Here is a 13,146-nt window from a genome sequence, read left to right on the forward strand (position 1 = left end):
ATGTGATCGCGAAAACATCTCGTTTGTCGCGCCCGCACGCGCTGGCAATGATGCGTCCCTCGATACCAAGGGCGTTGGTCATGCGATTCGAAGCGTTGGGTCCCCAGGTGCTGATGTTCGTCGGCGACGGCTACGAGTCGGTCGCCACCGCCTTCCTGGCCGGAGATGAGGTCTTGTTGGTGGACGCCCTGGGCAGCGAGGAAGACGCGCGCTGGCTGCATCGCACGCTGTGCGTGGAGATGGGCAAGACGGTGCGCATGATCGTGGCGACCCATTACATGAGCGATCACCTCGCAGGTCTGGCGCAGTTTCCCGAGGCGCTGACGATCGCGCACCGCCACCATCGCCACAGCTTCCTGTCGCAGAACCGCCGCGTCGATGCGTTCTATCGCGAGCCCAAGGTGGTGTTCGACCACGCGATGAGCATCCAATGGGGGCCGCACGAGCTGCGCTTGCTGCACAACCCCGGCAAGACCATGGACCACCTCAGCGTGGACGTGCCCAGCGCCGATCTGGTCTGCGCGGGCGACAACATCGTCGGTCGCATCGTGTATCTGTCCAAGGCCGATCCGCAGCTGATCCGCGCCGCGATCGGCCGACTCTGCCAGTTCGGTCGCGCCACGGTCGTGGGCGGGCATATGGGGCGCTTTCCCGCGGCCGTACTCGACCACGCGCTTCATTACCTGGATCGGCTGCAGGACGCGGTCGTGCGTATCCGCGCCGAGCTCGCACCGCAGCAGGCCGATGCGCGCATCGCAGCGATCGCCATCGAGGACTGCCTGGCGGCGGGCGTGGAGGCGGTGGCGTTCGAACGCGAATGGCACCAGCGCAATCTGGAGGCCGTCGTCGCCCAGTCGGTGTTTTCCTTCGACGCGGCGCTGGCCGCGCAGGCGGGTCGCGCATGAGCCGGCGCCCGCAGCCGCTCGATCGCGGCATCGCGCGCAGGCGATTTCTGGCCGGCTGCGTCGGCCTGAGCGCCGCGGCGCTGCTGCCCGCCGGGCGCATCCTCGCGGCCGCGCCGGCCGAGGGCTTGCGCATCCAACGCCTGGCCTGGGCGGGCATACGCCTGCAACTGCCGGGCGCGACCTTGTTCATCGATCCGCTGATCAATCCCGAAGCCTGGGGCCCGGCGCTGAAGGACAAACTGATTCCGGTCGGCGACGCCGTCGGCGATACCTATGTGCTCATCACCCACGCGCATCCCGATCATTTCGACGCGATGGCGGTGGCGCAGGCGCTGAGCCAGGGCGGCGCGCTGGTGCATCCGGCCGGCACCAATCCGCTGCCACTGCCCGAGAACGCGCGCGCACGGCCCAGCGCGCCCTGGGAGCCGCAACTGCTGGGCGATTTCACCGCCACGCCCGTGCCGGCTTCGGACGGTTACGGCGATCCGCAGGTGTCCTGGGTGGTGTCGGCCGGCGGTCGGCGCATCTTTCATGCGGGCGACACGCTCTGGCATGGGCATTGGTGGCGGATCGGCCGCCAATTCGGTCCGTTCGATACGGTGTTCCTGCCGGTCAACGGCGCGCGCTTCGGCTGGCGCAAGCCGGTCAGCGGCCTGCCGGGCGTGCTGACGCCGGAGCAGGCGGTGGCCGCCGCGACCATCCTGGGTGCGCGCCGTCTGGTGCCGATCCACTACGGCGTGTCCGGGCTCGCGGAGTACGTGGAAGTCGACGATCCGATCGGACGCCTGCGCGAGGCCGCGCGCGACACGCCCATCGACATCCATCCGATGGCGCCCGGGGCGTGGCTGGACTGAGCCGGCTGCGCTCAGTCGGCGTGCGTGGTCACAGCGCCTGCTCGGGCGTCGTCGATTCGTCGCTCAGCTCCAGCGCGTCCAGGCTGCCGCGCACCGTGCCCAGCGCCTTGAGTTCGTCGCGTTGCGGGCCAGACGGGACGGTCGCCGGGCCGTGTCCGGCCCGGCGTTCGCGCCGGCGCTCAGCGCGGGCGACGCACCGCGCGCACCTTGCCGCTGCTGCCGCCGCCGCAATAGAAGCGGTCGGCGCCGTCGGATTCCAGGCCGGACACCATCTTGCCCGCCGGCATCTCCACGCGTTCCAGCACTTCCCCGCTGTTCGGATCGACGCGGCGCAATTCGCTCTCGTCGCTTTCCCAGGTGCCGTGCCAGAGTTCGCCGTCGACCCAGGTGACGCCGGTGACGTAGCGGTTGGATTCGATGCTGCGCAACACCTTGCCGGTGTCCGGATCGACCTGATGGATCTTGCGGTCGCGATACTGGCCGACCCACAGCGAGCCCTCGGCCCAGCTCATGCCCGAGTCGCCGCCCTGGCCGGGCGAGGGAATCGTCGCCAGCACGACGCCGCTGGCCGGATCGATCTTGTGGATGCGGTCCTGCACGATCTGGTACAGATGGCGGCCGTCGAAGGCCGTGCCGGCATGCGCCGCGGTGGCGATCGATCGCGAGGTCTTGCCGCTCTCGGGATCGAGGGACTGCAGCGAATCGCCGGTGGCGAACCACACGTTCTCGCCGTCGAAGGTGACCCCGTGCACGGTGTCCGTGCCGGGGAACGGGCCGTACTCTCGTACGATGTCTGCGTTTGAGGTTTTCATGGCTACACCGTAGCGGCTCTAGGGCAGGGCGGGGAGTAACAAGCTCGTCGCGAAACCGGGCATCGGCGGCGTGGTCCAGCGGCGCGCGCGCCCGCGCCCGTAGGACTGCGCCTTGCCCGCGGCGGCCAGGGTGTCGAGCGCGCGCTGCACATTGCGCTGGCTCGCGCCCAGTGCCAGCGCCAAGGCCGAACTCGACCAGGATTCGCCGTCGGCGAGCAAGGCCAGCACCGCCGCATGCTTCTCTTCGACCGGTCTGGCCAGCACCACCAGCTCGCGCGCATGGCGTGGATGCAGCGCGTAGCCGCGCGCGGTCGCGTCGACTTCCGCCATTGGGCGCAGCAAGGCGCGCAGGCGTCCGATCTCGACGCGCAGCCGCGCGCGGTGGGTTTCGTCGACGCGTTTGAAGCCGAAGGCGTGTGCGATCAGGGCGTCGCGCGCGACATCGTCGGGCCAGGCCTCGCCCAGCGCACGCGCGAGCGCGAACAGGATAGGGCGCGAAGCCAGCGACACGCGCGTGCGGCCGTCGCTCAGCGCGTATCGGCAGGCGTCGATCACGAAGGCATCCGAGGCCAACAAGGCTTCGACCTGCTGCAATCGCAGAGGGCGCGCGCCGTCGCGCTCGATCAGATGCGCGGCCGGCGCGTCCATCATGGCCTGCGCGCTCGCGACTTCGGCGATCAGCGCGGAGATGTTGGCGTGGCGCGCGGCCCGTTCGGCGCGGATCAGCGCCGCGCGCGCGGGCTGGGTACGCAGGCGGCGCATGGCGATGCCGGCCAGCACCAGTTCGTGCACGGCGCGCGCGGCGGGCGGCAGCGGTGCGGGATCGAGCTCGGCCAAGGCGCGTTCGGCCTCGTCGAGGCGGCCGATCAGGAGCAGGCGTCGGATCGCGAGCTGGCGCGCATAGGCGGCGTTCGCGCGGTCGCCATGGCGCTCCAGCGTCGCGCGCGCCGCGTCCAGCGTGGGTTCGGGCCAGCCCAGATCGCGCGCGGCGAACGCGATCTCGGCCTCGGCCAGCACGCAACGGGCGCGCGCCAGCGCTTCCTTGGGGCCGAACGCGCGCGCTGCGCGGCGCACCAGGTGGCGGGCGCGATCCAGGTCGCCGAGTTGGGCCATCGCGATGCCGCGCAAGGCCAGCGCGGACGCGTCCTCGCGCAGCGCGACGTACTTCAAGGCGAGCAGCGCATCGCCCGCCGCGAGCGCGCGCGCCGCCGCCGTGATCAGCGAGTCCACTGGTATTCCACCACGTCGCTCACTCCGGCCCTCGTTCAGGCGCGCTCTAGGCTAACCCAAGGCGGCGGCGCCGCTTGCGCAGCGAGCGCGCACCCGCGGGTTTGCGCGGGCGACCCCGGCGGTCGTTTGAGTGCGACAATGGACGCTTGGCCGGACGCGCGCTTCGTGGCGCATCCGGCCGGGGCGGCCGCGGCCGTCCTGCCATCGCATTCGTTGCCGCCAGTCGGCAGGGTCAGGAGGATCACGTATGAGTCGCAACTATCCCCCGGTTTCGCTGATCGGCGCGCCTACCGACGTAGGCGCGGGACATCGCGGCGCACGGCTGGGGCCGGAAGCGCTGCGCATCGCCGGTCTCGAAGAGGCCCTGCTCAAGCGTGGCGTCGACGTGATCGATCGCGGCAATCTCGACGGCCCGCGCAATCCCTGGCAGAAGCCGGTCGATGGCTATCGCCATTTGCCCGAGGTGGTGGCGTGGAACCGTTTGGTGATGGACGCGGTGGCGGCCGAATTGCGCGAGGGCCGCATGCCGATCCTGCTCGGCGGCGACCACTGCCTGGGCCTGGGCTCGATCACCGCGGTCGCGCGCCATTGCCGCGAAACCGGCAAGCAGCTGCGCGTGCTGTGGCTGGATGCGCACGCCGATTTCAACACCAGCCGGGTCACGCCCTCGGGCAACGTGCACGGCATGCCGGTGGCTTGCCTGTGCGGCATCGGCCCGGAAGCGCTGACCACGCTGGGCGGCGAAGCGCCGGCGATGCGCGCCGAGGATATCCGCCAGATCGGCATCCGTTCGGTCGATCCGGGCGAGAAGCAGCTGATCAAGGAGCATGGCCTGGACGTCTACGACATGCGCTATATCGACGAGATCGGCATGAAGCGGGTGATGGAGGAGGCGCTGGAAGGCATCGACGACAACACTCATCTGCACGTGAGCTTCGACGTCGACTTCCTCGATCCCAGCATCGCGCCGGGCGTGGGCACCACGGTGCCGGGCGGCCCCAACTACCGCGAGGCGCAGCTGGTGATGGAGATGATCGCCGACAGCGGGCGCCTGGCCTCGCTGGATATCGTCGAGCTCAATCCGGTGCTGGACAAGCGCAATCGCACCGCCAAGCTGTCGGTGGACCTGGTCGAAAGCCTGTTCGGCAAGTCGACTTTGATGCGCGACTGAACGCGACGTGTGCGCCGCAGCATGAACGGCGGCAGGCGCATTAGGGCCGATTCCACACGGGCTTCACATCGCCTCACGTCTCATTTCTCCAAGGTCACGCCGCCGGACGACGCGTCCGAACGGCTTACCGACCGGTACTACCGACCAAGGAGAATTCAATGAAGCGTCTGACTGCCCTGTTGCTGCTCGCCCTGTTTTCGATGGGCACCCTGACCGCCTGCAACACCGTTGCCGGCGCCGGCAAGGACGTGCAGAAGGCTGGCGAGAAGGTCGAAGAGAAGGCCGAGGAAGTGCGCGACGGCAAGTAATCGCCTCGCGTTTCTCGCAATGGAGAAAGGCCGGAGCGATCCGGCCTTTCTTTTTGCGCGTGCGCAGGCGCGCGATCGTGCGAATCGCGCATTCGCCTAGCTGAAGCGTTCATCGCGTTCATCCTCGTCAACACGCGCCTAACGCAATCGCGACCTTGCGCGAATGCCGCGCTTGCGAAGCTTGCGTCAACGGTGCAGCGCTGGACGCACCGTTCTCCCCCAAACGAGATCGAGGACTGACTGATGAACAAAGACATCATCGCGGGCAAGTGGACGCAGCTCAAGGGCAAGGCCCAGGCCAAGTGGGGCGACCTCACCGACGACGTGTTCGATGTGGCGGCGGGCGATTCCAAGTATCTCGCCGGCAAGCTGCAGGAGCGCTACGGCTGGGAACGCGAACGCGCCGAGAAGGAAGTGAGCGATTTCGAGAAGACCCTGAACTGACGATCTCGTCGATCCGCGCGCGGGCCGCCTCAGACGCCGGCTAGCGCACGGATAGCCAAGCGGGAACGCGAAGGGCCGGGTGCGCACCCGGCCCTTCGCTTTTGTGGCGATCAATAGCGCGGCGGATCGGCGACGAAGCCGCTGGGGAAGGCGCGCGGCTCGCTGTTGCGGTAGTCCGGATAGCGCGGGTAACGCGGTAGCACGCCGCGCGCGACCAGGGTGTTGTAGTCGTCGTAGCGCAGCTGGGTGACCTGTGCGGGCGAGCGCGTGGCGCGATTGAATCCGGTCTGCGACACGGGCGACCACTCGCGCTGGCCGTGACCGGTGCCGATCGACTGCGTGGCCATCGCGTCGGCGCTGCGCGATTCGGCGGCGGGCGCGGCGGCCTTGGCGGCGTCGTTGCCGGCGCGGTAGCGGCCGCTGGCCTCGCGTTCGCCGCGCGCGATCGGCGCGGGGTAGTCGTAGCGGTAGACCGGACGGGCTTCCTCGAACACCGCCACGCCGATCACGCCGACGTTGTCGGGGCGGCCGGTGCGCGCGGCGTAGCTGTCGGGCAGGTCGGTGAACACGAACTGGGCCACGTCCTCCATCGACTTGCGCCAGCCATTGATCTCGGTGCTCTGCCAGGGCTCGAGCACGTAACCGGCCTGCGAGGGGTGGGCGTTCTGGCCGGTCACGGCGTTGACGCCGTCCACCGACAGCACCACCAGCACGCGCTGGTCGCTGGTGTTGGTCAGGCGCACGGCGTAGCGGTGGCCGGGCGCGCCGGCGATCCACTGCTGGCCGCGGTGGGGGTAGGTCGGCAGCCAGTCGCCGGCGTCGCGGTCGATCACGGCGACGTCGACCAGCGGGCGGGCGGACAGGGGTGCGCAGGCGGTGGCGGCGATCAGGGCGCCGGCCAGCAGGACTAGGGAGCGGAACATGGCGGGTTCTCCGGGGTGGGCACTGCTGCGAACGCACCGGCATCGGCGGCGGGGTTAAGCGCCGGCGTCGGCGCCGCAGCCGTTGGCGGGCGCTCAGCTTCGGCGAGCCGGCAGGGCCGGCCACGAGGGCCGGGGCCAGCGGGTAAACTGGCGGGCCCTGCTCCATCCAGGCCCGCAATGACCTCGACCCGCGTCCTGACCGGCATCACCACGTCCGGCACTCCCCACCTCGGCAACTACGTCGGCGCGATCCGTCCGGCGGTGGCCGCCAGCCGCACCCCGGGCGTGGAGAGCTTCTACTTCCTGGCCGACCTGCACGCGCTGATCAAGGTGCAGGAACCCGAGCGCGTGCAGCGTTCGACCCTGGAGATCGCTGCGACCTGGCTGGCCTGCGGCCTGGAGCCGGACAAGGTCTGGTTCTATCGCCAGAGCGAGATCGTCGAGATCCCCGAGCTGACCTGGTTCCTGACCTGCGTGGCCGGCAAGGGCATCCTCAACCGCGCCCACGCCTACAAGGCCGCGGTCGATCGCAACCGCGCCGACGGCGAGGACGACGATGCCGCGATCACCGCCGGGCTGTTCATGTATCCGGTGCTGATGGCCGCCGACATCCTGGTCTTCAACGCCAACAAGGTGCCGGTGGGCCGCGACCAGATCCAGCACATCGAGATGGCGCGTGATTTCGCCCAGCGCTTCAATCATCTGTACGGCGAGCACTTCGCCCTGCCCGAAGCGGCGATCGAGGAGAACGTGGCGACGCTGCCTGGCCTGGACGGCCGCAAGATGAGCAAGAGCTACGACAACACCATCCCCTTGTTCGCGCCGCGCGAGACGCTGAAGAAGTTGATCTATTCCATCGTCACCGACTCGCGCGCGCCCGGCGAGCCCAAGGACGCCGAGACTTCCAACGTGTTCCAGCTCTACCAGGCCTTCGCCAGCGGCGCCGAGACCGAGCGGATGCGCGCGGCCTTCGCCGACGGCATCGCCTGGGGCGAGGCCAAGCAGGCGCTGTTCGAGCGCATCGACGCCGAAGTCGCGCCGCAGCGCGAGAAGTACGAGACCCTGATGGCCAAGCCGGCCGAGATCGAGGCGATCCTGCGCGACGGCGCGCAGCGCGTGCGCGCGACCCATGGCGTGCCCTTCATGCAGTCGCTGCGCGCGGCGGTGGGCCTGCGCGACCTGTCGCAGGTGGTGGTGGGCGAGCGCAAGAAGGCCGCCAAGGCGGCCGCGCCCAGCTTCAAGCAGTACCGCGAGAGCGACGGCAAGTTCTACTTCAAGCTGGTCGACGGCGAGCGCGTGTTGCTGCAGAGCGCCGGTCACGAGTCGGCGCGCACCGCCGGCCAGTTGATCGGGCGCCTCAAGCAGGAAGGCGGCGCGGCGCTGCATCGCGCGGAGAACGCGGCGGTGCATGCGGGCGAGGAACTGATCGGGCACCTGCACGAAGGCGTGGAGTTGGCCGAGGTGGCCGAGGCGCTGGCGCAGTTCGCGGTTGAGGAAGGCTGAGGCAAGAGCGGCCCGCACCCCGATCCCTCTCCACTCACGCGGGAGAGGGGCTGGAACGCCGAAGGGACGGGACGTCTTCGCTTATCGCCTGAGGGCGACCTAGACTGGCGGCCTCGCCCCACGCGTCGCTTCCATGACCGACTCCCATGGCATTGTCACCATCGATACCGGCTTCCATCGGCCGGCCTTCGATGCGGCTTATCTGATCGTCGAGCAAGGCCGCGCCGCCTACGTCGACTGCGGTACCCAGCATTCGGTGCCGGCGCTGCTGGCGGCGTTGCAGGCGCAGGGCCTGGGGCCCGAGCACGTCGACTGGTTGATCCTCACCCACGTCCATCTCGATCACGCCGGCGGCGCGGGCGCGCTGATGCGGCGTTTGCCGAACGCGCGTCTGGCGGTGCATCCGCGCGGGGCGCCGCACATGATCGATCCTTCGCGGCTGGTCGCCGGTGCCACCGCGGTCTACGGCGCCGAGGAAATCGCGCGCAGCTACGGCGAGATCCTGCCGGTCGCGGCCGAGCGCGTGGTGGCGGCCGGCGACGACCATCGCATCGACCTGGCCGGGCGTTCGTTGCTGTGCCTGGACACGCCGGGGCATGCGCGCCATCACCTGTGCTTGTGGGACGAGCGCAGCCGCAGCTGGTTCACCGGCGACACCTTCGGCCTGTCCTATCGCGAGTTCTACAGCGCGCGCGGCGCGTTCGCGATCCCGACCAGCACGCCGGTGCAGTTCGAACCCGAAGCCTTGCAGGCCTCGATCCGCAAGCTGCTCGCGTACGAGCCGCAGACCATGCGGCTCACCCATTACGGCCCGGTCGGCGACGTCGCCCGCCTCGCCGACGATCTGATCGCGCAGATCGACGCCATGGTCGCGCTGGCGCGCGCGGCCGACGGCCACCCGGACCGGCATGCGCGTCTGGTCGCCTCGCTGGGCGAGCTCTACGTCGCGCGCGCGGCCGCGCACGGCAGCGCCATGGACGCCGCCCAGGTACTGGCCCTGCTGGCGGTGGACATCGAGCTCAATGCCCAGGGGCTGGAGGTCTGGTTGGGTCGGCATTGACCGGATCGGGCGCGAATTCAGCTGGCTGAATGGCCGCAGCCTTAACCGGCGCGCGACCGCCCCGGCAGCTGTGAGGGCGGTCACAGGACGGCGGTCCCAGGGGCGGTAGCCTGCAAGGGTCTCTCCGGTACCCCCCGATGTCCCTTGCCCGCCTACGCGCCGTTCCGGCGCCCACCGACGAGGCTCAGCGCCAGGATGCGCTCGATGCCTACGCGGTGGTAGACAGCGTTTCCGAACAAGCCTACGACGACCTGGTGCGCCTGGCCGCGACGCTGTGCGACGCGCCGGCGGCGGCGATTTCCTTGATCGATCGCGACCGCCAATGGTTCAAGGCGCGCGTCGGACTGGACCAGTCGCAGACTCCGCGCGCATTGGCGATCTGCGATCACGCCATCCGCACCCCGGGCGAAACCTTGGTCGTGCGCGACGTCGCCGACGATCCGCGTTTCAGCACGCGCGTGGTCAGCATCGACGGCCGCCCGCTGCGCTTCTACGCCGGGGTGCCGCTGCTGAGCCCCGACGGCCATGCGCTGGGCACGATCTGCGTGCTCGACAGCCAGCCACGCGACCTGCGTCCGGCCCAGCGCGACGGCTTGGAAGTGCTGGCGCGCCAGACCCAGCACCTGTTGGAGCTGCGCCGTTACGCGATGGAGCAACGGCGCCTGCTCAACGAACGCGAAGCCTTCGCGCGCCGGCTCGAGGACGCCCAGGCCGATCTGCAGCGCCGCCACGACGAACTGCAGTACAGCGCCAGCCACGATGCCCTGACCGGCCTGCTCAACCGCGCCGCGCTGGCGCAGCTGCGCGAAAGCCCGCAGGCGATGCGGCGCCTGGAAAGCGCGCCCTACGCCTTGCTGCTGCTGGATGTGGATCACTTCAAGCAGGTCAACGATCGCTACGGCCATCTGCTCGGGGATCGCGCGCTGCGCGCGGTCGCGGATGCGGTCGCGTCCTCGGTGCGGCAGGGCGACATCGCGGTGCGCTACGGCGGCGAGGAATTCCTGATTGTGCTGCCGGACGCGCGCCTAGCGCAGTCCTACGAAATCGCCGAACGCATCCGCCAGCGGGTCGCGCGTTCCTCGCTGCCGTTCGCCTTGTCGGTGTCGGTGGGCGTGGCCGCGGGCGAGCCGGGCCGGGACACGCCCGAGCGCGTGTTCGACCGCGCCGACCAGGCCCTGTACCGGGCCAAGAACCTGGGCCGCGACCGCGTGGTCGCCGACGATACGCCGCGACGCGACTGACGCTTGCCGGGCCGCGAACGCGGGCGCAGACTGGCCTTGCGCTCAGGCGCAGGCGGCGACAAGTGGAGCTTGCCGCGATCGCAGTCCGCGTAGCCGGACACCGGACGTCAGCACGCGCTTCCGAGGGCGTGTCATGCCCAGATACATCATCGAACGCGAACTGGTCGGCGCCGGCGCGCTCACCGGCGCCGAGCTGCAGTCGATCGCGCGCAAATCCTGCGAGGTGCTGGATGGCCTGGGGCCGAAAGTGCAATGGCAGGAGTCGTTCGTGACCGACGACAAGATCTACTGCGTCTACATCGCGCCCGACGAGGACAGCATCCGTCGCCACGGCGAACTCGGCGGTTTTCCGGTCACGAGCGTGGCGCAGGTGAAACACGTGATCGGTCCGACCACGGCGGAGAGCGCCGCGGCTTGACGCCGCGCGGTCCGATCGAACCGCCGGCGCGCGCCGGACGGGCGATTGCGGCCGTTGCGATCAGTCCCAGACCTTGGGCGGCGCGCCGCGTTCGGGGTGCTTCATGCGCACCACGCAGAAGCGATGGCCGGTGGGCGCTTCCATCACCCACCAACGTTTGATGAACTTGATCTTCTTCGCGCCCAGGCGTTCCAGGCGCGCGGCCTCGGCGTCGATGTCGTCGGACTCGATGTCCAGGTGCACGCGCGAAGGATGGTCCACCCGCTGCACTTCCACGTGCAGTTCGCCGGGCGCGTTGCGCAGCTCGACGTAGCTGGCGCCGTCCTCGTCGTAGCCGTCGCCCAGCGGCAGGCCGAGCGCGTTGCTCCAGAAGCCGGCGGCGCGGTCGACGTCGCCGGTCTCGCAATCGATGATGAAACCGGCCAGGCGGCTGCGGTGGGTCATACGGGGCTCCTATGCCTCGTCGAAGGCGGCGATCGGCTGCCCGAACTGGAGCAGATAGCCGTTGTTGTCGTAGATCGCGAACTCGCGCATGCCGTAGCCGAAGTCCTCGATCGGATAGCACACGCGCGCGCGTTCGCGCAGGCGACGCCACCAGCCGTCGACATCGTCGGTGCGCAGGTACAGCGAGCCGGTGAAGGCCGGTGCGAGGTCGCCCTCGTGCGCGTTGAGGCCGCTGAGCATGAGTTCGACGCCGTCGCGCTCGAGCGCGGCCCAGCCGCCGGCGGCATCGCCGGCGCTGAGGCGGAACTCCAGGACCTGGGTATAGAACGCGATCGTCGCCGCCGTATCGGGCGTGCGCAGCATCGGCGTGAGCGCGCGCAGGTTCATGGCGCGTCGCCGTCGATGCCGCTGCCCGTTCGCGCCGGCGCCGCGATCACATCGGCCGCGCCAGATCGTCCAGCATCGCCTTGAGGAAGCGCGCGGCCTCGCCGCCGGTGCAGGCGCGGTGGTCGAAGGTCAGCGACAGCGGAATGACCTTGTGCGATTCGAAGCCGCCCATCACCGGGGTCATCTGGTGGCGGCCCTTGCCGGCGGCGACGATGGCCACGGTCGGCGGCACGATCACTGGGGTGGCGTAGCGGCCGGCGAACATGCCGAAGTTGGACAGCGAGATGGTGTAGCCGCTGAGCTCGGAGGCCGGAATGCTGCGGTCCTCGACTTGGGCGCGCAGGCGGTTGACCGCCTCGCGCACGCCGCGCGCGTCGAGCACGTCGGCGTTGCGCAGCGCCGGCACGAACAGGCCGTCGTCGGTGTCGACCGCGATGCCGATGTCGACGTGCGGATGCAGGGTGCGGGTCAGCTTGTCGCCGTCGAACCAGGCGTTGAGCGCGGGCACGGCCTTGCAGCCGGCCACGATCGCGCGCACCAGGCGGCCGGTGATGTCGTTGCCCGGCGCCCAGGCATGGATGTCGGCGTCGTCGCTGAGCGTGGTCGGCACGACCTTGGCGTGGGCGTCGGCCATCACCCGCGCCATGTTGCGGCGCACGCCCTTGAGCTGCTCGGGCTGGCCGCTGACGCTCACGCCCGGCGGTTGGGTGCGCATCGGCCGGCCGCTGGCCGACAGCGCGCTGCGCGCGGGCGCGGCGGCCGGGGTCGCGGCAGCCACCGGCGCGCGATCGACCGCGCGCGGCGCCGGTTCGGCCCCCGCGACGGCGCTGCCGTCGGCGGCGGCGCGCTTGACGTCGTCGCTGGTGACCACGCCGTCGCTGCCGGTCGCGCGCACGCGCGCCAGGTCGACGCCGAGCTTGCGCGCCAGCGCGCGTACCGCCGGCATCGCCTTGACGCCGCCGACCGCGACCGCCTGTTCGCTGCGCACCGCGTCGGAGGACTGCATCGCCCCGACCACGGTGCCGCTGTCGGCGCGTTCGGCGTCGGCGGCCTTGGCCGGCGCGGCCTCGGCCTGCGGCGCGGGCGCGGCCGGCGCGGCATGGCCGCCGCCGTGGTGATGACCGGTGTCCTGGCCGTCGGCGCGCTGCGGCTGGCTGGGATCGAGTTCGAACTCGGCCAGCATGGTGCCGGTCACGACGATGTCGCCGGCGGCGCCGGCCAGCTTGAGCACCTTGCCTGAGACCGGCGAGGGCACTTCGACTACCGCTTTGGCGGTTTCCATCGATACCAGGGTGTCGTCGAGGCGGATCGTGTCGCCGACCTTCACCGCCCATTCGACGATGGTCGCGTCGGGCAGGCCTTCGCCGAGGTCGGGGAGCAGGAAGGTTTTGGTGTCGGTCATGGTTCGATCGTCTCGTTGGTTATGCGATCGCCGTCGGCCCGGGC

15 protein-coding genes are annotated in these 13,146 nt (G+C 70.1%); 9 read left to right on the top strand and 6 right to left on the bottom strand.

Annotated elements, in window-relative coordinates; all coding sequences use genetic code 11:
- Positions 1–80 precede the first annotated feature (80 nt).
- The gene (locus ASD69_RS13285; protein ID WP_056178668.1) at positions 81–905 is read left to right on the top strand and encodes an MBL fold metallo-hydrolase; all 825 of its coding nucleotides are present in this window, start codon (positions 81–83) and stop codon (positions 903–905) included.
- A complete protein-coding gene (locus tag ASD69_RS13290; protein ID WP_056178670.1) occupies positions 902–1,759 on the top strand; it encodes an MBL fold metallo-hydrolase in 858 nt (285 codons plus the stop codon). Before ASD69_RS13285 ends, ASD69_RS13290 begins: the two co-directional genes overlap by 4 nt.
- Before the next feature lie 179 nt (positions 1,760–1,938).
- Here the strand turns inward: ASD69_RS13290 and ASD69_RS13295 are convergent, their stop codons facing one another.
- A complete protein-coding gene (locus ASD69_RS13295; RefSeq protein WP_056178673.1) occupies positions 1,939–2,571 on the bottom strand; it encodes a hypothetical protein in 633 nt (210 codons plus the stop codon).
- Positions 2,572–2,589: 18 nt separating this feature from the next.
- On the bottom strand, positions 2,590–3,801 hold the full coding sequence (locus tag ASD69_RS13300) for a hypothetical protein (RefSeq protein ID WP_056178675.1): 1,212 nt from the start codon (positions 3,799–3,801) through the stop codon (positions 2,590–2,592).
- Positions 3,802–4,048: 247 nt separating this feature from the next.
- Here ASD69_RS13300 and rocF point away from each other — a divergent pair, with 247 nt between their 5' ends.
- The 3 genes from rocF to ASD69_RS13315 all read left to right on the top strand — a co-directional run bounded on the left by rocF (position 4,049) and on the right by ASD69_RS13315 (position 5,724).
- Positions 4,049–4,972, top strand: coding sequence for an arginase (gene rocF / locus ASD69_RS13305; protein ID WP_056178678.1), 924 nt, complete (start codon positions 4,049–4,051; stop codon positions 4,970–4,972).
- Between the two features lie 158 nt (positions 4,973–5,130).
- Positions 5,131–5,280: an entericidin A/B family lipoprotein gene (locus tag ASD69_RS13310; RefSeq protein WP_056178681.1), complete on the top strand. Its 150-nt coding sequence runs from the start codon at positions 5,131–5,133 to the stop codon at positions 5,278–5,280.
- A 243-nt stretch (positions 5,281–5,523) separates the two neighbouring features.
- Entirely contained in the window at positions 5,524–5,724 is a 201-nt protein-coding gene (locus tag ASD69_RS13315) for a CsbD family protein (RefSeq protein ID WP_056178684.1), read from the top strand.
- A 110-nt stretch (positions 5,725–5,834) separates the two neighbouring features.
- On the opposite strand, the gene ASD69_RS13320 is transcribed toward ASD69_RS13315, so the two are convergent.
- Positions 5,835–6,647, bottom strand: coding sequence for a hypothetical protein (locus ASD69_RS13320; RefSeq protein WP_056178688.1), 813 nt, complete (start codon positions 6,645–6,647; stop codon positions 5,835–5,837).
- A 177-nt stretch (positions 6,648–6,824) separates the two neighbouring features.
- On the opposite strand from ASD69_RS13320, the gene ASD69_RS13325 reads away from it, so the two are divergent.
- The 4 genes from ASD69_RS13325 to ASD69_RS13340 all read left to right on the top strand — a co-directional run bounded on the left by ASD69_RS13325 (position 6,825) and on the right by ASD69_RS13340 (position 10,869).
- Entirely contained in the window at positions 6,825–8,150 is a 1,326-nt protein-coding gene (locus ASD69_RS13325) for a tryptophan--tRNA ligase (RefSeq protein WP_056178691.1), read from the top strand.
- Positions 8,151–8,283: 133 nt separating this feature from the next.
- The gene (locus tag ASD69_RS13330) at positions 8,284–9,210 is read left to right on the top strand and encodes an MBL fold metallo-hydrolase (protein WP_056178694.1); all 927 of its coding nucleotides are present in this window, start codon (positions 8,284–8,286) and stop codon (positions 9,208–9,210) included.
- 137 nt (positions 9,211–9,347) lie between these two features.
- Complete coding sequence (locus tag ASD69_RS13335; RefSeq protein WP_056178697.1) at positions 9,348–10,451, top strand: sensor domain-containing diguanylate cyclase; 1,104 nt, start codon at positions 9,348–9,350, stop codon at positions 10,449–10,451.
- A gap of 133 nt (positions 10,452–10,584) precedes the next feature.
- Entirely contained in the window at positions 10,585–10,869 is a 285-nt protein-coding gene (locus ASD69_RS13340) for a DUF4242 domain-containing protein (RefSeq protein WP_056178699.1), read from the top strand.
- 60 nt (positions 10,870–10,929) lie between these two features.
- Here the strand turns inward: ASD69_RS13340 and ASD69_RS13345 are convergent, their stop codons facing one another.
- From ASD69_RS13345 to ASD69_RS13355, 3 genes are read right to left on the bottom strand one after another with little or no spacing between them, the layout of a single operon-like run.
- Positions 10,930–11,313 carry a VOC family protein gene (locus ASD69_RS13345; protein ID WP_056178701.1) on the bottom strand — a complete coding sequence of 128 codons (384 nt, stop codon included), beginning with the start codon at positions 11,311–11,313 and terminating at the stop codon, positions 10,930–10,932.
- Positions 11,314–11,322: 9 nt separating this feature from the next.
- Positions 11,323–11,700, bottom strand: a complete 378-nt coding sequence (locus ASD69_RS13350) for a VOC family protein (RefSeq protein WP_056178704.1) — start codon at positions 11,698–11,700, stop codon at positions 11,323–11,325.
- A gap of 46 nt (positions 11,701–11,746) precedes the next feature.
- The gene (locus tag ASD69_RS13355; protein WP_056178708.1) at positions 11,747–13,102 is read right to left on the bottom strand and encodes a dihydrolipoamide acetyltransferase family protein; all 1,356 of its coding nucleotides are present in this window, start codon (positions 13,100–13,102) and stop codon (positions 11,747–11,749) included.
- Positions 13,103–13,146 lie beyond the last annotated feature (44 nt).

This window comes from Lysobacter sp. Root604 (assembly GCF_001427505.1).
GTDB lineage: Bacteria > Pseudomonadota > Gammaproteobacteria > Xanthomonadales > Xanthomonadaceae > Lysobacter.